This is a genomic window from Halobaculum gomorrense (genome assembly GCF_900129775.1).
In the GTDB taxonomy this organism is placed as follows: domain Archaea; phylum Halobacteriota; class Halobacteria; order Halobacteriales; family Haloferacaceae; genus Halobaculum; species Halobaculum gomorrense.
On the sequence record NZ_FQWV01000003.1, the window covers coordinates 125,635 to 144,017 of the forward strand.

The 18,383-nt window shown below is 63.8% G+C and carries 22 protein-coding genes and 1 pseudogene; 10 read left to right on the plus strand and 13 right to left on the minus strand.

From position 1 onward, the window contains the following. Nucleotides 1–9: 9 nt before the first annotated feature. From BUE16_RS06820 to BUE16_RS06835, 4 genes are read right to left on the minus strand one after another with little or no spacing between them, the layout of a single operon-like run. The gene (locus BUE16_RS06820; RefSeq protein WP_073307919.1) at nucleotides 10–1,185 is read right to left on the minus strand and encodes an inorganic phosphate transporter; all 1,176 of its coding nucleotides are present in this window, start codon (nucleotides 1,183–1,185) and stop codon (nucleotides 10–12) included. Nucleotides 1,186–1,194: 9 nt separating this feature from the next. Beyond that, nucleotides 1,195–1,653: a YeeE/YedE family protein gene (locus BUE16_RS06825; protein ID WP_073307921.1), complete on the minus strand. Its 459-nt coding sequence runs from the start codon at nucleotides 1,651–1,653 to the stop codon at nucleotides 1,195–1,197. After that, nucleotides 1,653–2,210, minus strand: coding sequence for a YeeE/YedE family protein (locus BUE16_RS06830; protein WP_073307923.1), 558 nt, complete (start codon nucleotides 2,208–2,210; stop codon nucleotides 1,653–1,655). Before BUE16_RS06830 ends, BUE16_RS06825 begins: the two co-directional genes overlap by 1 nt. 8 nt (nucleotides 2,211–2,218) lie before the next feature. After that, nucleotides 2,219–3,412 (minus strand): MBL fold metallo-hydrolase, encoded by a 1,194-nt coding sequence (locus BUE16_RS06835; RefSeq protein ID WP_073307925.1) that lies wholly within the window; start codon nucleotides 3,410–3,412, stop codon nucleotides 2,219–2,221. 251 nt (nucleotides 3,413–3,663) lie between these two features. Between BUE16_RS06835 and BUE16_RS06840 the strand changes: the two genes are divergently transcribed. From BUE16_RS06840 to BUE16_RS16655, 3 genes are read left to right on the plus strand one after another with little or no spacing between them, the layout of a single operon-like run. After that, complete coding sequence (locus tag BUE16_RS06840) at nucleotides 3,664–3,909, plus strand: sulfurtransferase TusA family protein (protein WP_073307927.1); 246 nt, start codon at nucleotides 3,664–3,666, stop codon at nucleotides 3,907–3,909. Nucleotides 3,910–3,911: 2 nt separating this feature from the next. Then, on the plus strand, nucleotides 3,912–4,484 hold the full coding sequence (locus tag BUE16_RS06845) for a DsrE/DsrF/DrsH-like family protein (RefSeq protein WP_073307929.1): 573 nt from the start codon (nucleotides 3,912–3,914) through the stop codon (nucleotides 4,482–4,484). A gap of 6 nt (nucleotides 4,485–4,490) precedes the next feature. Next, nucleotides 4,491–4,625, plus strand: a complete 135-nt coding sequence (locus BUE16_RS16655; protein ID WP_159435743.1) for a HalOD1 output domain-containing protein — start codon at nucleotides 4,491–4,493, stop codon at nucleotides 4,623–4,625. A gap of 211 nt (nucleotides 4,626–4,836) precedes the next feature. On the opposite strand, the gene BUE16_RS06850 is transcribed toward BUE16_RS16655, so the two are convergent. The 4 genes from BUE16_RS06850 to trxA form a co-directional block, all read right to left on the minus strand. Next, the gene (locus BUE16_RS06850; protein ID WP_073307931.1) at nucleotides 4,837–5,955 is read right to left on the minus strand and encodes an aminotransferase class V-fold PLP-dependent enzyme; all 1,119 of its coding nucleotides are present in this window, start codon (nucleotides 5,953–5,955) and stop codon (nucleotides 4,837–4,839) included. 17 nt (nucleotides 5,956–5,972) lie between these two features. Then, a complete protein-coding gene (locus BUE16_RS06855; protein WP_073307933.1) occupies nucleotides 5,973–6,314 on the minus strand; it encodes a thioredoxin family protein in 342 nt (113 codons plus the stop codon). A 189-nt stretch (nucleotides 6,315–6,503) separates the two neighbouring features. Further along, nucleotides 6,504–7,754 carry a M20 family metallopeptidase gene (locus BUE16_RS06860; protein ID WP_073307935.1) on the minus strand — a complete coding sequence of 417 codons (1,251 nt, stop codon included), beginning with the start codon at nucleotides 7,752–7,754 and terminating at the stop codon, nucleotides 6,504–6,506. Nucleotides 7,755–7,941: 187 nt separating this feature from the next. Beyond that, on the minus strand, nucleotides 7,942–8,247 hold the full coding sequence (gene trxA, locus BUE16_RS06865) for a thioredoxin (protein WP_073307937.1): 306 nt from the start codon (nucleotides 8,245–8,247) through the stop codon (nucleotides 7,942–7,944). Nucleotides 8,248–9,214: 967 nt separating this feature from the next. Between trxA and BUE16_RS06875 the strand changes: the two genes are divergently transcribed. Together BUE16_RS06875 and BUE16_RS17485 are read left to right on the plus strand one after the other, a co-directional pair. Continuing rightward, entirely contained in the window at nucleotides 9,215–9,655 is a 441-nt protein-coding gene (locus BUE16_RS06875) for a DUF302 domain-containing protein (protein ID WP_073307940.1), read from the plus strand. Nucleotides 9,656–9,659: 4 nt separating this feature from the next. Beyond that, nucleotides 9,660–10,213, plus strand: a pseudogene (locus BUE16_RS17485) (class I SAM-dependent methyltransferase). A gap of 19 nt (nucleotides 10,214–10,232) precedes the next feature. Here the strand turns inward: BUE16_RS17485 and BUE16_RS06885 are convergent. Continuing rightward, nucleotides 10,233–10,718, minus strand: coding sequence for a class I SAM-dependent methyltransferase (locus tag BUE16_RS06885; protein ID WP_394327418.1), 486 nt, complete (start codon nucleotides 10,716–10,718; stop codon nucleotides 10,233–10,235). Between BUE16_RS06885 and BUE16_RS17490 the strand changes: the two genes are divergently transcribed. Then, entirely contained in the window at nucleotides 10,614–11,144 is a 531-nt protein-coding gene (locus BUE16_RS17490; RefSeq protein WP_394327419.1) for a nucleotidyl transferase AbiEii/AbiGii toxin family protein, read from the plus strand. The two genes, BUE16_RS06885 and BUE16_RS17490, sit on opposite strands and share 105 nt — an antisense overlap. Nucleotides 11,145–11,740: 596 nt before the next feature. Here the strand turns inward: BUE16_RS17490 and BUE16_RS06895 are convergent. Further along, nucleotides 11,741–12,571 carry a TrmB family transcriptional regulator gene (locus BUE16_RS06895; RefSeq protein WP_200778402.1) on the minus strand — a complete coding sequence of 277 codons (831 nt, stop codon included), beginning with the start codon at nucleotides 12,569–12,571 and terminating at the stop codon, nucleotides 11,741–11,743. A gap of 670 nt (nucleotides 12,572–13,241) precedes the next feature. On the opposite strand from BUE16_RS06895, the gene BUE16_RS17400 reads away from it, so the two are divergent. After that, complete coding sequence (locus tag BUE16_RS17400; protein ID WP_321166969.1) at nucleotides 13,242–13,667, plus strand: hypothetical protein; 426 nt, start codon at nucleotides 13,242–13,244, stop codon at nucleotides 13,665–13,667. A gap of 84 nt (nucleotides 13,668–13,751) precedes the next feature. Here the strand turns inward: BUE16_RS17400 and BUE16_RS06905 are convergent, their stop codons facing one another. Further along, nucleotides 13,752–14,120 (minus strand): DUF7344 domain-containing protein, encoded by a 369-nt coding sequence (locus BUE16_RS06905; protein ID WP_073307942.1) that lies wholly within the window; start codon nucleotides 14,118–14,120, stop codon nucleotides 13,752–13,754. 187 nt (nucleotides 14,121–14,307) lie between these two features. On the opposite strand from BUE16_RS06905, the gene BUE16_RS06910 reads away from it, so the two are divergent. From BUE16_RS06910 to BUE16_RS06920, 3 genes are all read left to right on the plus strand, one after another. Continuing rightward, on the plus strand, nucleotides 14,308–14,640 hold the full coding sequence (locus tag BUE16_RS06910; protein WP_143165388.1) for a hypothetical protein: 333 nt from the start codon (nucleotides 14,308–14,310) through the stop codon (nucleotides 14,638–14,640). Between the two features lie 111 nt (nucleotides 14,641–14,751). Beyond that, nucleotides 14,752–15,108 carry a winged helix-turn-helix transcriptional regulator gene (locus BUE16_RS06915; protein WP_073307947.1) on the plus strand — a complete coding sequence of 119 codons (357 nt, stop codon included), beginning with the start codon at nucleotides 14,752–14,754 and terminating at the stop codon, nucleotides 15,106–15,108. Between the two features lie 100 nt (nucleotides 15,109–15,208). After that, nucleotides 15,209–16,387, plus strand: a complete 1,179-nt coding sequence (locus BUE16_RS06920; protein ID WP_079991537.1) for a DNA-methyltransferase — start codon at nucleotides 15,209–15,211, stop codon at nucleotides 16,385–16,387. A gap of 46 nt (nucleotides 16,388–16,433) precedes the next feature. Here BUE16_RS06920 and BUE16_RS06925 read toward each other — a convergent pair whose 3' ends face one another. Beyond that, nucleotides 16,434–16,982 carry a YqaA family protein gene (locus BUE16_RS06925; RefSeq protein ID WP_079991569.1) on the minus strand — a complete coding sequence of 183 codons (549 nt, stop codon included), beginning with the start codon at nucleotides 16,980–16,982 and terminating at the stop codon, nucleotides 16,434–16,436. Nucleotides 16,983–17,224: 242 nt separating this feature from the next. After that, nucleotides 17,225–18,358, minus strand: a complete 1,134-nt coding sequence (mfnA, locus tag BUE16_RS06930; RefSeq protein WP_073307949.1) for a tyrosine decarboxylase MfnA — start codon at nucleotides 18,356–18,358, stop codon at nucleotides 17,225–17,227. Between the last annotated feature and the right edge of the window lie 25 nt (nucleotides 18,359–18,383).

Genomic DNA, 18,383 nt, shown 5'->3' on the forward strand with positions numbered 1-18,383 from the left:
CAGCAGCGGCTACAGCAGCACCGTGCCAGCGACATACGCGAGCGCGAACGAGAGAACGAACGACCCAACCCACGCTCCCACGGTCATACCGATTTTTCGGGCATCCACCGCCGCCCGCCCGCCGACGGCGGCGCCGCTCCCGATGATAGCGCTGACGACGATCTCGTTGAACGAGACGGGAACGCCGAGCAGGACGGCCAGCTGTGCAATCAGGAACGAGGGGACGAGCGCCGAGATGGAGCGCCGCGGCCCCAACGACGAGTAGTCCTGCGCCAGCGATTTGATCATCCGGGGCGCCCCCGTCCACGAGCCGACGAGCATCCCCAAACCACCGCCAACAAGTACGGCGAACGTCGAAACCATCCCGATCTCGTCAAGCAGCGGGAGCAACGGACCAACGGCGAGCCCGACCTGGCTCCCGCCCGCGGAGAACGCCACGAGCGATCCGAGCGCCAATAATACCCGACGCAGACCGCCGCGTTCGTCACGGCTGATATCCCACCAGACGACAGCTGCGATAGCCAGCGCCGTGAGGACGGTAATTCCGAACGCCGATGCGAGCCCGTCGACCGCCAGCACTCGCTGTCCGAGCCCGCGGACAGTTCCCGCCGCGCTCCCTTCACCGAGAAAGCTGAACTGGACGTTCACGAGGACGGCCCCGACGAGGCCGGCAAGGACAGGGATACTGTACCGTTCAGGGACGCCGGAACGCGGGAGGAGGCTCGCGATGGTGAACGCGATCCCGCCACCGACGAACGGCGTCAACACCCAGACGGCGGCGATCTGCTGGTACTTCGACCAGACCGGTGTCCCGCCGAGTGCGAGGCCGACCCCGATGACGGCGCCGGTCACGGTGAACGCCGTCGCGATCGGATAGCCGGTCGTGATGCCGACCGCCATCAGCCCCGCACCCAACACGAGCACGAGGATGACCCCGGCGACGGGCAGGCTGATGCCGCCGACGAGGCCGCTCCCGACGGCTTCCGAGACGTTGCCACCCTGGATAACGGCACCGGCGAAGCCGAAAATCCCGACGAGCAGCGCGGCGCGCATCGTCGCGATGGCGTTCGCCCCGACAGCAGGGGCGTACGGCGTGGCGCCGCTCGACCCGGCACCGATGACCCACGCCATGAACAGGCTGGCGAGTGCTGCCCCGGTGAAGAGGGCGATGAGAGCGGGGTCCATAGAAGTGGGTTAGTCTGCGCCCGTCGCGGCGGCGTCACGTGCCTGACGCTGGCTCCGCCAGTAGCCCTGTGCGTACGCGCCGACGAACATCCCGGCGAGCGCCCAGAGGATGGTGATGTTACCGGTACCGAGGCTGGCGTAGGCCGCACCGGGACAGATGCCGGAGAGCCCCCAGCCGACGCCGAAGATGGCGCCACCGACGAGGACGTTTCTGTCGAACGGCTTCAACCGCCGTTCGTACCGGTCGCCAGTCAGCGGCGCGGTGTCTCGAATCCGTGGCATCACCGCGAAGGCAATGCCGGAGACGATGGCCGCACCGAACATGACGAACAGCAGGCCGAAGTCCTCGAACTGGAGGAAGTTCAACACGACTTCCGGCCGCGCCATCTGGCTGAAGCCGAGTCCGAATCCGAAGATCAGGCCGCCGACGAGGATCAGCGGCTTGAACAGCGGATGTCGATCCGCCATTACGGACTCACCCCCAGCGCTGCCACGAGTTGTGCGGTCCCGATGGCGACCAGCAGGAACGTCGCCACCCCGACGATGGACGTCTTCGACGCCGACCCGACGCCGCAGACGCCGTGTCCGGACGTACAGCCCTTCCCGACTCGGGTACCGATCCCGACGAGGATGCCGCCGAGGAACAGCCGCCACGGCTGGACGTCGGTCAGCCACAGCGTGATACCGGCGAGTTCGTAGGTCCGACCGGTGGAGCCAGCTCGATAAAGCGACGTCGTGATGACGCCAGACTGGACCGTCACCGCGAACACCGCGGCACCGAGGATGATGCCGAGGGTGAACACGACGCGCCAGTCACGGGAGCCCACGTACCGCTGGAAGCGCGACTGGTCCGAGACGTACGACAGCGTCGACTCGAGGAACGTGCTCGCGCCGGCCGGGATACCCGTGCCCACGTAGATCACGACCGCACCGAGGCCGACCAGCAGGCCGCCGATAGCGTAGCGACTGATCCCGTTGGGGAACAGCTCGGCGGCCAGCTGGAGGACGAGTGGATCAGTCACCATTGGCGGTATTAGTCACCCGCGAGGGATTCCTGGCTCGCAGCACAGTTGTTCGGCCCGAGTTCGAGCGTGAACGCCTCGTCGTCGTCGACGGCGTTCTGCCCGAGGTTCGTCGCGATGATGTCCTCGTAATTGGCCGGGCGGGGCGGCATGTCCGAGAGGACGAGCTCGACGAAGTCGTCCTCGTCCATCGTCAAGGCGTCCATCTCCTCGACGAGGTCACCGATGGGCGCGGTGTAGGTTCCGTCTGCGGCGGGTTCGGCGGCGTCGCTGAAGTGGGCGCCACCGATGAGCGTCTCGTCGGAAAGCGTCAGGACGCGCTCCTGTAGCGACTCGTAGAGCATCCGGGCCGCGTCGGGCGCGCCATCGTCGCCCTCTTCGAGGTCGGGGCGGGCGACGCTCTCGATGAACAGCCCGTCGCCGGTCGCAAGCAGGCTGTCGTCGACGAGGTAGGAGGTCATTCCGGTCGTGTGGCCGGGCGTGTGGACGGCCTCGATGGTGGCGTCACCGACGTCGAATGTGTCGCCGTCGGCAGCGGTCGTCAGTTCGTCCGCGTACGTGATACCACGGTCGACCGCAGCCTCGGGGATGACTCCCTCGACGTCTTCATCGTCGAGGTTGCGCACGCCCGAGATGTGGTCGGCGTGGACGTGGGTGTCCAGCGCGTATTTCAGGTCGACACCGAGGTCGTCGGCGTCCTCGAGATAGCGGTCGGTGAACGTCCGCAGCGGGTCGATGATCGCAGCCTCACCGTCATCGTACAGCATGTAGCCGAGACAGCCCGAAGAGGGCCGCTGGTACTGTAGCAGCGTGCCGGCGCCGTCGTAGCGCTCGACTTCGACGGCCTCGTAGATGCTCGCCCAGCCGTTCATTCCATCTTCGAGGTGGTTGACGTCGTAGCCGCGTTCCGCGAGCGTACCCGCGACGTACTCGCTGGCCCCGCCCTTCGCGCACAGGACGGTCACCTCGCGGTCAGCCGGGATTTGCTCGAGGACGTCCTCGTCGATCTCCTCGTCGAGGAACTCGAAGTACGGGACGTTGATCGACGTGACGTTGTCGCCGTCGATACGCCATTCCTCGTAGTCCGATTGCATACGCGCGTCGAGGAGCGTGACGTCCTCGCCGGCGTCGATACGGTCCTTCAGCGTGTCCGGGTCGACGGATTCAACGTCGGCGTCCGGAGTCGGGAAGTCGTCGGCGTCCATGTTGTGCAGTCGCTTCTACCGGGTGGACGTACAAAAGCATTCGCATAGTAATTCCTAATCTGAACAATACTGTGGCGGTGGCTCCACGCTCTGAGAGTAGCTATTTCGCACTTATACCGTCCTTCGAACCCTTATGGCCGAGAAAGTGTGGAGAATAGTAGTTTGTAGCCTTCACAAGAATCGACAATCTTTTACTTGAGCGGGGGGTATTGTGCGTTAGCTCCAATACAGACTACCGGAGCAGATACCCAATGAGTGCTGAATTCGACATCACGGAGACGCTCGACGTCAAGGGTGCATCGTGTCCCATGCCAGTTGTGAAGACGAAGTCCGCCATCGACGACCTCGCCGAAGGTGAGATCCTCGAAGTGCTGGCGACCGATCCGGGAAGTATGAGTGACATCGACGGGTGGGCGTCCGGCACCGACGGCGTCGAACTCGTCGACCAGGAGGAAGGCGACGACGTGTACACACACTACATCCGCAAGACGGAGTAACGATGAGCACGGACACACCTGACGCGACGGTCGACGACACGCCGTCCCGTGCGGAGCTGGCCGCACGCGTGGACGAACTGGAGGACGCTCTCGCCGAGGCGACCGACCAGGACGACACCAAGAAGATGAGCATCATCTCGACGAAAGGGACGCTGGACATGGCGTACCCGCCGCTCATCCTCGCTAGCACTGCGGCCGCGTTCGACTACGAGGTGACCGTCTTCCACACGTTCTGGGGGCTGGACATCCTCCACGAGGAACGCTCGAAGAGCCTGAAACTCAGCTCCGTCGGCAACCCCAACATGCCTGTCCCGAACGCCGTCGCAGCACTCCCGGGAATGGACCGCGTGACCACGAAGATGATGGAAAAGAAGATTGCGGACAACGACACGGCCACGATCGAGGAACTCATCGAGACGAGCCTCGATATGGGCGTGGAGTTCCAGGCCTGCCAGATGACCATCGACCTGATGGATTACGACGAGGCCGACTTCTACGACGGAGTTACCACCGGCGTCGGCGCGGCGACCGCGCTCCAGGACATGGCGGACGCCGACATCCAACTCCTCGTCTAACCGTCGATGAACAAGCTCGAAAGCCCGATTCCTCAGATCGTCGCCGCCGTCGCAGAGGTAGAGGGCATCGAACCAGTCGCACTCGACCCGCCGCTAGCCAAGGTCGTCGATCCGGATGTAGTAGAACGGTTGGTCGAGTAGTCGACGGCGTCCGACCTCGAAGTTCAATTCGCGTATCGTTGTCACGACGTCGTCGTCGACGACAGCGGTCGCGTACAGGTCGAGTGAAACAGACAGCATTTCTCTTCGATAGCGGTATCCACCGATGGCCACTCCAGCAGCGGCGTTCGATTTCCATGAGTAGACGCTGCGGAGCGGTGAGAACGGGGCACGGCGGAGAACGGCGGTCGAGTCAGGTCCACTCCGATTCGAGGGCGTCCAGCAGCTGCTCGACTTCGGCGTGAGTGTTGACCGCGTGGACCGACGCACGGACGGCGGCCGGCGTCGGCAAGGCACGAATGATAATCCCCTCCGATGCGAGGCGGTCGACCGTCGCTTCGGGGTCGTTTACGTCGATGGTCACAAGTCCAGACTCGGGGTCTACAGGACTGAGAAGCCGATCGTCGGGGACGCCTGTGGTAAGCTGGTCGGCCAATTCCCGGATCCGGCCAGCGATACGCTCCACGCCGACCTCGTCAATCGCATCAATGGCCTCAGTCAGGGCGACGTGTGGCGCCGGGTTGGCCGAGCCGACCTCGAATCGGCGGGCGCCAGCTGCGAACTCGTAGGGATCTTCAGTCGGCGTTTTGACGCTTCGGTAGCCGACTGTGGCGGGCGTGAGGGAGTCAGCGACGTTGCGGTCGACGTAGAGGAAACCACCACCCCACAGCCCCAGCAGCCACTTGTGACCGGCCGCCGCGACGGCGTCTGCACCCCACTCGCCGACGTCCATCGGGAGCTGTCCCGGCACTTGCACGGCGTCGACGAGCGCGAACGCGCCTGCGTCGTGGGCGATGTCGACGAGGTCGGCGACGGGCAGCTGGGTACCGTGTGTCCAGGTGACCGCGCTGAAACAGGCCAGTCGCGCGTCGGCGACGGCCTCGGCGAAGGCGTCGCGATCGACGCGGCCGTCCTCGGTCTCGACGACGCGAACCTCGACGCCCGTCTGTTCCAGGCGTTGCCACGGGAGCATCCCGGCGGGGTGCTCGAGGTCGGTTCGCACGACAGTATCGCCGGGCTCCCAGTCGATGGCGGTCGCAACGGTGTTGATGCCAGCGGTCGTGCTCTCCGTGAGCGCGATCTCGTCGTCGTCCGCACCGACGAACCTGGCGACGCGCTCCCGCACGCGGTCGTATGTGTCGAACGCCACCTCGTAGGGGTCGTTTCGCGTGTTCGTCTCGTACTCGTGTGACCGGATGAACTCATCAGCAGCCTCGACGACGTACTGTGGGCTCGGGCCGTGAGCACCAAAATTCAGGTAGACGTCGTCGTGTAGTGCGGGCGTGTCAGCGCGGAGTTCAATGGGAGTCATCGATTGTGTATCGTACGTTAGTCGCTGTACGTCGCGATCAGTTCGCGGAGTGACTGCTCGGTTTGGCCACCCCGGAGCTGTTTCACCGGCTGGCCGTCCGCGAACAGAACGAACGTGGGAGCGCTCTGGGCACCGAACTCGATCGCTGTTTCGAGGTGAGATTCGATATCAATCATTGCGACCGCTGTATCCGTGTCTGCTGTGATCGTTTCGAGCATCGGCTTCATTCGCTGGCATGTGCCACACCACTCCGTGAAGAATTCCACAAGGGTGACGCCGGTGTCTTCGACCACCGATTCGATATCATCGTCATCGCCAAGCGAGATCACACTACCCGTCTCTGCGATTTTGATTGCCATTAGAGACGCTACGTGCCGAGCGGTTAATAGTCTTGGGATTACTCCACAATACTAATATGGGCCTGTGAGAAGACCGACCGGCGCGACAAATATCGTCATCAACGCCCAACATATCTACCTGAATCTTCTTTACTGAACAGGCTGCCACTGGAGACTATCTGACGGCAGGCCAATCACAGCGGAGATTCGCTACTGCTCGATCTGGGAACGCCACGCGGCTGGAAGTTGAGTGTAGACGACTGCATTGTCAACGAGCACGTCCGCTGGGACGTACTCGTCGGGTGCATAGACGGTGTCAGTTCCGAGCGCGAATTCGACGGTCGGGATGCTCGTATTCCGGAGTTTCTTCGCGTCACCGCCGCCGGTAGCACTCCGGCGGTAGACACGCGTATCCGTGACAGCCGCTGCCGTCGACGCGACAGCCTCGACGAGCGGGCTGTCGGGCGCCTCGGCAGTGCCGACACTCCAAGAGACATCCATACTCGTGACCCCCTCGCAGTCGGCTATACACTCCCGAATCCCCGCGAGTACGTCGGGAGTGTGGACCCCAGCTGCCAGCCGCACGTCGACCTCAGCACGGGCAGACTGCGGGACGCTATTGATCGCGTCACCACCTTCCAAGATGCCGAGATTGATCGAGGGGTACCAGAACAGTTCGCGAGCGACGTCCTCGCCCATCGATGGGGCGTAATACTCGACCGATTCCTCGATGATCGGAACTACGTCGGCGGCGATCTCGAGTCGCTCAGAGCTGAACCGTTCACGCATGGTCTCGACCGCATCGTACAGTCGGTCGATCGCATTCACGCCGAGTGGTGGGCGTGAGCCGTGGGCGCTCACACCGTTCGCTTCGAGTGTCAACCAGATGCTCCCACGATCGGCGACCGTCACTGAGTACCTCTCCGCCTCGCAGGTCGGTTCACCGATCACGCACGCGTCCGCGTCGAGCTGGCCGTCCGCCAGCAGCGCTGGCAGCCCGGCGTCACCGCCCACTTCCTCGTCGCTGACGAACGCGAACAGGAGATCGACGGGCGGATCTGCGTCGGTAGCGGCAAAGGCCTGGATCGCGAACAGTATCGACGCCACGGCACCCTTCATGTCGGTCGCGCCACGGCCGTAGACGCCGTCATCGATGTGTTCGCCGAGAGGATCATGCGTCCACTCGTCAGCATCGAACGGCACCGTGTCGAGATGGCCGTTGTACAACAGCGTCTGGTCCGCCTGGCCTGGAACCCGTACGAGAAGGTTCGGTTTCGCCGGATCGGCCACGGCACGCTCGACGTCGACTGAAAGTGGTTCGAGGAATCGCTCGATTTCGGTGACGATCTCGCGGGTGTCGCCCGGCGGATTTGCCGTGTCGATTGCGAGCAGGTCGAGGCCGAACGAGATCAGATCTTCACGGTGTGCCCGGACATACTCGGCGGGAGTTCTGTTGCTCATTCGCTAGCCAACTCCCCCTCGAGGACGTTCGTCGCTGTGAGAATCGGGTCCCAGACGGGGCTGAACGGCGGCGCGTATGCCAGATCAGCGTCCCGGAGTTCAGTCATGAGAGGTGGACAGCGACAGCCGCACGTGGCGGTCGTTCGACTGGCGCCCATGCGCATCAGCAGGCCCGATCATCATCGATTCACGCGTGCGCTTCGACCACAGAGCGAAGTTTGGCTTCGTCCTGCATTCCGACGAGTCGTTCCGCTAGCTGGCCGTCATCGAACAAAACAAGCGTCGGAACGCCCCGGACACCGTACTCGGCGGCGAGTTGCTGATTCGTGTCGATATCGATTTTCGCCACGGTCGCACTAGTCTCGGCCGCAATCGTTTCGACGACGGGAGCGAGCATCTGGCACGGGCCACACCAGTCGGCATAGAAGTTGGCTAGCACGAGGTCGTACTCGGCGACAGTGTCGGATAGCTCAGCGTCGCCGTTAATATAAATAGATTCAGGGGCTTTGGTGAATCGCCGGACTGCATTGGGTTCAGCTGTTGAACGTGTAGTGTGATGGCCCCAGATGAGTGCCGATTGGAATCGGTATGAGCGTAACTACCGTTGAGATCAACCTGAAGAGGAATTTCACCGTAATCTCACCCATCTCAAAACACCCAATCCGGGCGCCTTCTAGCGATTCACCAGAGCCGATTCAGGCGGACTCGTTGAGGCTACCTCCTCGGCACCGCCCGTTTCACCTCGATTGCGAAGCTCCGCCAATTTCTGTCGTCGGATCTCCTCGATATCATCAGCCATTAGGCATCTGTTCGACCCGGACCGACTTATGTATTTTGTGTGTATTGTACAATACTAACTCGACAAAGAGCTGAACAACGGGTGTCAGAGACTGGACTGCAGCGGCTGGTTCTCTCGGTCGTTCGAGTCCCGACTACATCGATCTTCGAACTCCTGGATGAGTTGTCCGATGTCCGCATACCAGTCGTTGAGCAATCGCTGCATGTCATGAGCGACTTCCTCCGGTGTCCGCGGACAATACACGTAGTAGTAGCCACTGATGTGGGTGTTTATTTGCTCCTGTACGACAACGTCGGCCTCGTGAAGCCGGGAAAGTGAGCGATACGCCGTCGTTCGCTCACTCCAGTTGATCTGCGACGTCGTCGACTGTCAGTCCTCCCTCGGCCTGATGTAGCAGCTGAAAGGCCATCTGATCCCGCTCGTTGAGTCAGTGAATACGTCTCAGGAGATCGAGATACTCCAAGTCGCGCTCAAGGTCATCACGCACTGAGGTGGCCATTGTGTTCGGGAATGGCGTGGCACAGGGGATTAAAGCTGTTTCTGTATACCACAATACTATTTTAGCCGAGAATGTGAAGTAGGCTTCTAATTTCCTGTTGCAGCGTTTTCTTGGGAGTCTAACCAAAGATATTTTGTCCTATCGACCCAAGATTATACACGAATGACGCTCCCAATCGACCCGAGCCAGATCGACCCTGCTGATATCGGCGAGGAACAGGCGACCCTCGAGATGAGCCACGAAGATGCCATCGAACACGTCCGCGACGTGTTCACGGACGCCGGCTTCGGCGTTCCCGTGGAGTTCTCGCCCTCAGAGATGCTCAACGAGAAGGTCGACGCGGGCCGGGACCCCTACTACGTGCTCGGCGCGTGTAATCCCGAGGTCGCAGACCGTGCGCTCGACGCAACCGACAACAAACTCGGGGCGCTCATGGCCTGCAACGTCGTCATTTGGGAAGAAGAGCCCAACAAGCAGGTCGTCTATCACGTTTCTATCATGCGGATCGCTCGCCTCGTCGGGATGGCGCCTGACAACGAGGAGATGGCGGACATCGTCGCCGACACCGGCGAACTCGTCGACGAGGCGTTCGCCAACCTCTAACGGGATACATCCGTTCGACGCCGACCGCGCAGACAAACCCGAAGATGCACAGCAACGGTACCGCTTTCTCTCCGCGGAGGAGTTGCTCTGGGCGCTGTCACCAGATGGCGACGAAACAGTAGCCGATTTTGATAGTGGGACCGGATTCTATACCGACGATGTCGCGCCGGCTGTCGACCACGTGTACGCCGTCGACATCCAGGACGCGATGCACGACTACTATCGCAAGAAAGGCGCCCCCACAACGTCGACCTCGTGACGAGCGGCGTCGATGACTTGCCATTCGCAGCCGACAGTCTCGACGCAGTATTCTCGACGATGTTTTACCACGAGTTCGCTGGGGAGGAGGCATTAGACGAGATCACTCGGATGCTGGCGGACGCCGGTCGGTTGATCATCGCCGACTGGGCGGCAACGGGGAGTGGAGACCACGGGCCTCCGCTTGCTGAACGATTCAGTGGTACGGAAACGGCGAACGACCTCCGTGACGCTGGATTTCACATCGAGCACACTGCCGTCCGGCCGGGGACGTTCCTCCTGATTGGCGAGCTCAGATAGGAGATTACGCCCGTGTTCGTTACGCCCGTTTTCGAAGGATTCCTCGTACGAACGGCCGGATCGGTGGTACGCCGAGATGCAGACGTTCGACCTCGACGATATCGAATGCAGGCTCAGCTGCGAATCGCGACGCGGTTTGCCGCGTCAGATGACAGCCCCCGGCTAGCCGTTTCCAAAGTGGTGCGAGCACCGTCTGCAGGCGCCCACGCCAGCCATCATCGGCGACGTGTTCGAAGAATCGGAACTCGCCGCCCGGCTTGAGTACCCGTGACACCTCACGCAACGCAGTCTCGACGTCGGGGATCGTACAGAATACCATCGATGCAATAACGACGTCAAACGTGTTATCGGGATATGGAAGCGACTCGGCTGGTGAGTCGTCGATGGAGACATTTAAGCAGTGAGTTCGTACCTGCTCCTCGGCCTGTCGCCGCATATGTGGGTCCGGTTCGATAGCGTGAAACGTCGTCACTTCGCTCTCGACAGCCGCAACGTATGGAAACATCGCGCCGGTACCAGATCCGAGGTCAAGGACAGCACCCTCGAGATCGGCTACGAGATACTCACGGTGAGGGCGCAACAGAGTTCGTTCGATAAGCGCCGTCGCAGGATCATAGACCGCCGCAAAGAACGGATGCGGCGGTTCCTGGCTACTCGCGTCTGTGGTCATAACCGTACGAACTGGGCACCAGTAGAAAACACCCGCATCTTGAAGGCCCCGTGGTTGCTCTCGGCCGAATTCGATCTCCAGGCGTACAGCGTCGAGGACATCTTCGCAGAAAAGCTCCGGGCGATCTACCAGTGCGGGGCCGCCCGTGACTACTACGACCGCTATCCGCTGCTCGACACCGATTCGGTCACGACCACCGTTGCCGAGTGGGGCCTGCCTTCGACGCGACGTGCAAACACGATGGGCTCACCGTTGATCTGAACGGCGGGCCCCCGGACGAGCAACAGGAAACGGTCCGGCACCAGTGGGAAACCACGCTGCCGGACCTGACCGGTGATCCGCCGGCGTTCGGGGTGGGCTGGGAACAGCTGAACACAGCAATCTCCCAACAAGGTTCGTCGTGCGGCTAATATCGGTGTCGATAACCGACGGGTACCACACACATATTCGAGAGATGTAACCCTGTATAGAAGGCACGTATCAATTCCATCCTCCGAGGTTGTGGACGGAATCAGAGTTTCGGAGTTTGGGATCTGATGCGTGTCTTATTTTCACGATGTTTACGAACGGATAGGCTTTCGTCTGGCGAGTAAGAGACGGTCGTGGAGTATGTCGATCAAAAAGTTTTCTGAGTGATAGAAGTATAGAAGCGCAAGACAGCTCCTGTTTCATGGGCTCTTCGAAAGAATAGAAGGCACGCATCAAATCCATCCTCCGAGGTTGTGGACGGAACTGAGACAACAGCGGGGGTAGCTGAAGTGAGACACGAAGCCCACTCCTCAGCGAGCGCAGACCGAACGGTAAGCCCGAGCAGGGAGGGACACAGCGTTCAAAAAAGCTTCGCTCGCGTGCGAGACTCAGGCGTTCTCGGTTTTGGGGTCGTTCACAGACAGCAATCCCGTCGCCATCAGTCGTCGGGTGATCGCGACGATCCCGTTGTCGAATCCGCCGCCAAAGACACCTTGTTCGTGCTCACGACCGTCCACCCTCGTCTCGGTGAACGAACTCACCAAGATTGTCTCACGGTCGGTCAGTAACAGCCGACTGATCTCGGTGTCGTCGCCCGGAAGCGGTGACCGGTTCAACCACTCCAATCCCGACACGAACACCTCGGTGTTCGGGAGGGCATCCTGAACCGCGGTCTGAAGCTCCTCGTCGACCGTCCCGATGATGACGTTCACAGATCGTTCCTGGGCCGACTGCAACAGTTCGATCAACTGGTCGGTGAAAATACCCTCGTGCCCGATCACGAGGATCACCTCTTCGGTCGATCCTTCGATCAACTGGCGTGTCCTGCTCGTAATACCTTGATCTCCGGAGATGGACCACACCTCGTGGGTGGTTTCTGTTTGTTCCCCCTCATTAGCCGGTTCGAGCCCGCTCAGGCTGTTCCGAAGGGACTCCGTCCGTTCGACGTACTCCGACCGGAGCGTGTTGACGGCCTCGTCGATGGAGACCGCTCGAAATACCTGTGGGTTCGAATGCTGCGTCTCCACCAGTCCTTTCGATTCTAATACGCGGATCGCGTCGTAGACGCGCGTTCGGGGCACCTCGGACGTCTCGCTGATGTCTTTGGCCGTCCCGTGCTGGCGCCGTGCAAGCGCGACGAACGACTTGGCCTCGTACTCTTTGAGCCCAAGCTCTTGCAGCAGTTCGATCGCTTGGCTTTGTTTTGAAATATCGTTCATGGTCCCAACCTCGACTGCTACCGTTCCGCTCGTCCTCTTGGTGTTTAGTACGTCGCACCGAACGATACCAGTGTCACTCGAATCATCACAGAAGTATACGTATTCAGGGGTCCTCGGGGCCCTCAAAATCGGTGCTATTCGGACGTTCACTCACTTAATCACAATACTTCTTTGTGCGGGTAGCACGGAGAGTGGCGTGTAGTCGCAGAACTGGTCCCAACGGCTCTGTCGCTACATGTCAAATACCACTACACACGGTGGTTTTCACGAGACCGGTGACGAGTCAATTTCCGACGACCCATCCGACCACGCACGATCGACGGCCGTCAAACAGCTCAAAGCGCTCGGCCTCAGTACCTACGCTGCCCGGACGTTCGTCGCATTCGTCAGTCTCGGCGAGGGAACCACCCAGGACGTGAGTGAAGTCGCCGATGTTCCCTAGACGCGCGTCTACGACGCGGCTGGCGAACTCCACGACCGCGGTCTCGTCGACGTGAAACAGTCGAGTCCCAAGCGATATTGGGCCATTTCGACGGAGACGGCCGGCCGTTACTTCGAACAGGAATACGACCACCGAGTGACGGTCCTAACAGACGCTCTCGATCGGCTTACAACAACGAATCGCGACAGTGAACAGCAGGGCGTCTGGACGGTAACCGGCCGGGACCCCGTGACCGACCGCGTGGTAGATTTCGTCTCGTCCGCCGACGACGAAGTCGTGTACGTCACTGCCGAGGAGCTCCTGACCGACGAGGTCGTTGACTGTCTCTCGACCGTCAGCGACCGTCGGGTCTCGATTCAACTCGCGGAGATGTCTCAGTCCGCCGAAGCCCGACTCGAACGGGAGATTCCTGACGCGCAACTGTTCGAATGGCTGTGGGACTGGTCGGATACGCCTGCCGGTCGCCTCCTCATGGTGGACCAGGAGAAGACGCTCGTGAGCGTCCTCGTCGACGCTAACGGAGCCTATCCACTCGAGCCGCGCGACGAAACCGCCATCTGGGGTGCGGTTCAGACGAATAGCCTTGTCGTCGTGCTGAAAGGGCTGTACACCTGGCAGCTCGACACCAACCGCGACTCGCACGGTGGGCGGTAACGGCGGTATGGAGATCCACGGTGATGGAGGCTTCAGAGAGGAAGATGGCGGATCGGTTCTGCAGCCTCTCGGACGGATCTGCGATCAGCAGGAGGTGGACGGTGTCTCTTCTCCGTGGCCGTCGATGGCATCAAGCAGGGAGAGAACGTCCTGGAACTCTCGGCCTCGATGCACGGTACCCCGGTCGCTGTCGTACTCGATCACGTTCGCTTCCTGTAGCTTCGGCAGGTGAACGTGGCGAAGCTCGATGCCTCGATGGTCCACGGAGCCGTCGCCGTCCGGTCGCGGTGAGTCAGCCCCTCGCAGATCCCGCGTGAGTCGGTCGACAGTCGTTCCGTCGGCTGTGTCAGCCATTCGGCGGAGGACCTGTCGTCGCTGCTGTTTGGTCAGCAGTTCCAGCGCTATTTCGGTCGGTATCCGGTGTTGTGAGTTGCCCATGAGTAGTCTCACCATGCCCGGTCAGGACATCGGCTCGCACGATCCGTGACTAGAGGCTTCACAGACTAGCCAAAAGCCGTGTCGGTAACTCGGATCCTCAAACTTGGCACCTCGATCGTGCCGGTCTCGCCGTCCGGTCGGACGGACACTCCCGCGCCGTCGAGTCGAACCGTTGAACTCGGCGCCGTTCGTCGACGACGGTATGACGCTACTCGACTCGCTCCCGGCCCGACCGCTGCGGTCCGCGGAGCTTCAGGCGCTCCGGGACGCCGACAGCGTCGCCGAGGCCGCGCCGCTGGGCGTCGACAGCGCGGGGCGGAGCCCCGCGAACAGCCGGACAGAATCCGGCGACGACGACATCCGCGCGCTCGCCGTCCAGGCGGGCGAGACCATCCACGGCCTCGGCTACGACCCGGAGACCGGTTGGACCGTCGTCGACAGCCGCGAGGCGGGCGACCCGGAGGACCTCTCGGCGATACGCGACTCGCTGAAGCGCTGGGAGGCGAAGCGAGCGGCGGTCGACGCCGAGGAGTGAGGCGGCGGCCGACGGCGTGCGCCTGGACCGCTCGCATCGTGACACGTGGTTGTCTGCTGTAACCCGGTTCGGATCCGAACCTCTTTATCCGCCGCTTGTGTACCGTGACCAATGGCAGTCGAAGAGTCGCAGGCGGTCGAGTCCGTGGAGTCGCTCGACGCGGGGCCGTGTCCCGTCGTCGACGCGCTCGAACAGGTCGGATCGAAGTGGCGACTCGTGGTGTTGCACGACCTGCTCGACGGCGAGAAGCGGTTCAACGAGCTGAAACGCTCAACGGACGCGAGCGCGCGGACACTCTCTCGCGTGCTCGACGACCTGCGCGAGATGGATTTCGTCGAGAAGCGCATGGAGCCGGACGCGCCGGTGGCGACGTACTACTCGCTGACGGACAAGGGCGAGTCGCTGTCTGTCGTCTTCGAGGAAGTGGAGTCGTGGGCGGGCGAGTGGCTCGACGCCTGCGCCGAGTAGCGCGTTTTCGGGCCCGCGGATCGCCGTCTCCCCAGCGTCGTCGCCGATCGAATCGCCGGGGTTTATCTGACCGGGCCGTCCCCGGGTATCCGATGACGCGATGAGCGGCGACGACGAGCCCTCCGCCGGCGCCGACCGAGGCGTCGACACGACCGGTGTGGGACCGACGTTCACCACCGAACACGCCGTCGGCGTCGGCGACGCGCGCGCGCTCGCGTTGCCCGACGAGTCGGTCGACCTCGTCGTCACGTCGCCGCCGTACCCGATGGTCGAGCAGTGGGACGACCTGTTCGCGGCGCTGGACCCCGCGGTCGACGACGCGCTGGCCGCGGCCGAATCGACGGACGAGCGCGGGTCCGAGAGCGCCGGCAGTGCGACCGGCGACGGTCGCGCCGCGGCCGCCGACCGGGCCTTCGACGCGATGCACGAGGCGCTCGCACCGGCGTGGCGGGAGGTCGCCCGAGTCCTCGCGCCCGGCGGCGTGGCGTGTATCAACGTCGGCGACGCGACGCGCTCTGCCGGCGGCCGCTTCCGGCTGTGGGACAACGCGACCCGCGTCGCCGGCGGACTCGCCGGCGCCGGCCTCGACCGGCTTCCCGGGATCTTGTGGCGCAAGCCGACGAACGCCCCGACGAAGTTCATGGGCAGCGGGACGCTCCCGCCGAACGCCTACGTCACGCTCGAACACGAGCACGTGCTCGTCTTCCGGAAGGGGGACGGCCGGTCGTTCGACGCCGGCGACCCCGCGCGCTACGCGTCGGCGTACTTCTGGGAGGAGCGCAACCGCTGGTTCTCGGACACTTGGGACGACCTCAGAGGGGTCGACCAGTCGCTCGGAGCCGACGCGACGGCCGCCGCCCGCGACCGCTCGGGGGCGTTCCCGTTCGAGCTTCCTTACCGGCTGATCTGCATGTACTCGACGTACGGCGACCGCGTGCTCGACCCCTTCTGGGGCACGGGCACCACGACGCTCGCGGCGATGGCAGCCGGCCGCGACTCCGTCGGCGTCGAGCGCGACCCCGGGCTGGTCGCGTCGTTCGAGGCGGACGCCCGGCGTGCGCCGGACCTCTCTCGCGAGCGCGGGCGCCGCCGGCTGCGCGAGCACCGCGCGTTCGTCGCCGAGCGCGACGACGCGCCTGCCTACGACGCCACGCACTACGACTTCCCGGTCGTGACGAAGGCAGAGCGAGACATCCGCGTCTACGAGGCGGCCGGCGTCGAGTCGACGACCGGGGGCTACCGCGTCCGGCACGAGCCGATCGACGCGGTCGACCCCTGACGGCTGGCGAGCGGTCGATCCCCGGGCCGTCGCGAGCGGTGGCGGGTCAGACCGCTGCGAGCGTGATCGTTCCGAGGCGGACCAGCCCGATCGTGACGATCAGCCGACCGACGCTGCCGACGAACGTCGCGAACGCGAACCGCAAGTAGTCGCGTTCAAGCACGGCGAACGCGTAGATGGAGAGGGTGTCGGGGAAGAAGGGGACGCACAGCGCGAGCGCGAGCCCGGCGTAGCCGTACCGGCGGGCGAGCTGGACAGTCGCGCTCTCGGACCACTCTACCACGTCGAATCGGGAGTCGCGCAGCCACCGGATCACCGGCCCCGACTCCTTGGCCTCCTGGCCGATATGGAACGCGAACACCGATCCCATGGCCTTCCCGAGGCCGGAGACGACCATGATGAGCGAGATCTTCGCCCACCCGGGGATCCCGAGATCCAGCGGCGCCAGGAGGACGACCTCGCTCACCCCCGGCAGCGCGAACGCGATGAGAAACGAGTACACGAAGATGATTCCCAACCCGGTCCACCCAGTCGCGGTCTCCACGAGCCGGGTGAGCCACCCGAACTCCGGCCACCACGTCGGATCGGTCGTCAGCGGGACCGCGGCGTCGACGACTGGCGCGAGCGCAGTCGCGGCGGCGACAGCGTCGCCCGCCGTCGTCGCGGAAGACTGGAGCGCGATCGAGGCGGGAACGACGGGCACGTTCGAACAGCGGTGGCACCGAAGAATAAGTTCGGTGGTTCCCGGCGAGCTTCGTGTTCACTCACCGCCCGGTCACTCCGGGGACCGGCGGCGAGGAGCCGAACGCCCACGGGCGCGCGATCGCTACGGGAGCCCTACAATAGATCGTCCACGTCGTCGAGGAACGACGACAGCGACGCTCGGGTGACGTGCGGCATCACGACGACGCGGGCCTCGCCGGCGCCGGTCCGCGAGAGGCGCCAGCCGCGCTCGCGGAGGGCCTCGAACGTCGCCGACGGCAGGTCGAACGCGACCAGCGGGAGCTCTGGGTCGACGACGCGGAGTCCGCGGTCGCGAAGCTCGTCGGCAACCCATTCGGCCAGCCCGCTCGCTCGCTCGTACTCCGCGCGGTAGCCGTCGGGCCACAGCGCGTCCGCCGCCGCGGCCGCGCTGGCGACGCCGGCACCCGAACGGGTGCCGGTGAGGCTCGCCTGCGAGGCAGTCTCGAGGTACGGCGTGTCGACCGCGAGCGCATCCAGCGCCGCGGGATCGCGCGCGAGGAGCCCGCCCGCAGGCACCGCCGCGCGGCCGACCTTGTGGGGGTCGATCGTCACCGTGTCGACGCCGTCCACCTCGAAGCCCCACTCGTGGCCCGAGAACGGGAGGTGGAAGCCGCCCCAGGCGGCGTCGACGTGGAGCGGGACGCCGGCGTCGACCGCGAGGTCGGCGAGCGCGGGGACCGGGTCGACGCGACCGTACTCGGTCGAGCCCGCGACGGCGACGACCAGCGCCGCGTCGTCGTCGAGGGCGGCCGCGACGGCGTCCACGTCGGCGCGGCCGTCGCCGTCGGTCGTGACCGTCCGGAGGTCGACGCCGAGCACCGACGCGGCCTTGTGGAAGCTGAAGTGGGCCGACTCGGGCGCGACGACGACCGGATCGTCCGTGTCGGCGCGCTCGCGGGCCGAGCGCACCGCCTGGATGTTCGACTCGGTGCCGCCGCTGGTGACGTAGCCGTGGGCGGCGGGGCCGTCGTCGCCGCGGTCCGCCCCGTCCGCGTGGCCGCCGGCCCCCTCGCCCCCGACCGCGTCCGCGAGCCCGGTGATCTCGGCGAGGGCGGCGACGGTGTCCTCCTCCAACGCGGCGATCGTCTCGTAGGTCGCCGGATCGCCGGGGTTCGCGGCGAGGAAGCGCTCGGCCGCCCGTCGCGCCGCGGGGTGCGGCTCAGTGCACATCGAGGAGAGCACGCGGTCGAACGACTGCGGACGGCGCTCGGCGACGGACGGCTGCATCGTCCCGAGAACGGGGCGAACGGGA

Bases quoted from the DNA above. Each gene is read 5' to 3' on its own strand.
- BUE16_RS06820 (WP_073307919.1), bottom strand. From the start codon at position 1,185: ATGGACCCCGCTCTCATCGCCCTCTTCACCGGGGCAGCACTCGCCAGC.
- BUE16_RS06825 (WP_073307921.1), bottom strand. From the start codon at position 1,653: ATGGCGGATCGACATCCGCTGTTCAAGCCGCTGATCCTCGTCGGCGGC.
- BUE16_RS06830 (WP_073307923.1), bottom strand. From the start codon at position 2,210: ATGGTGACTGATCCACTCGTCCTCCAGCTGGCCGCCGAGCTGTTCCCC.
- BUE16_RS06835 (WP_073307925.1), bottom strand. From the start codon at position 3,412: ATGGACGCCGACGACTTCCCGACTCCGGACGCCGACGTTGAATCCGTC.
- BUE16_RS06840 (WP_073307927.1), top strand. From the start codon at position 3,664: ATGAGTGCTGAATTCGACATCACGGAGACGCTCGACGTCAAGGGTGCA.
- BUE16_RS06845 (WP_073307929.1), top strand. From the start codon at position 3,912: ATGAGCACGGACACACCTGACGCGACGGTCGACGACACGCCGTCCCGT.
- BUE16_RS16655 (WP_159435743.1), top strand. From the start codon at position 4,491: ATGAACAAGCTCGAAAGCCCGATTCCTCAGATCGTCGCCGCCGTCGCA.
- BUE16_RS06850 (WP_073307931.1), bottom strand. From the start codon at position 5,955: ATGACTCCCATTGAACTCCGCGCTGACACGCCCGCACTACACGACGAC.
- BUE16_RS06855 (WP_073307933.1), bottom strand. From the start codon at position 6,314: ATGGCAATCAAAATCGCAGAGACGGGTAGTGTGATCTCGCTTGGCGAT.
- BUE16_RS06860 (WP_073307935.1), bottom strand. From the start codon at position 7,754: ATGAGCAACAGAACTCCCGCCGAGTATGTCCGGGCACACCGTGAAGAT.
- BUE16_RS06875 (WP_073307940.1), top strand. From the start codon at position 9,215: ATGACGCTCCCAATCGACCCGAGCCAGATCGACCCTGCTGATATCGGC.
- BUE16_RS06885 (WP_394327418.1), bottom strand. From the start codon at position 10,718: ATGTTTCCATACGTTGCGGCTGTCGAGAGCGAAGTGACGACGTTTCAC.
- BUE16_RS06895 (WP_200778402.1), bottom strand. From the start codon at position 12,571: ATGAACGATATTTCAAAACAAAGCCAAGCGATCGAACTGCTGCAAGAG.
- BUE16_RS06905 (WP_073307942.1), bottom strand. From the start codon at position 14,120: ATGGTGAGACTACTCATGGGCAACTCACAACACCGGATACCGACCGAA.
- BUE16_RS06910 (WP_143165388.1), top strand. From the start codon at position 14,308: ATGACGCTACTCGACTCGCTCCCGGCCCGACCGCTGCGGTCCGCGGAG.
- BUE16_RS06915 (WP_073307947.1), top strand. From the start codon at position 14,752: ATGGCAGTCGAAGAGTCGCAGGCGGTCGAGTCCGTGGAGTCGCTCGAC.
- BUE16_RS06920 (WP_079991537.1), top strand. From the start codon at position 15,209: ATGAGCGGCGACGACGAGCCCTCCGCCGGCGCCGACCGAGGCGTCGAC.
- mfnA (WP_073307949.1), bottom strand. From the start codon at position 18,358: ATGCAGCCGTCCGTCGCCGAGCGCCGTCCGCAGTCGTTCGACCGCGTG.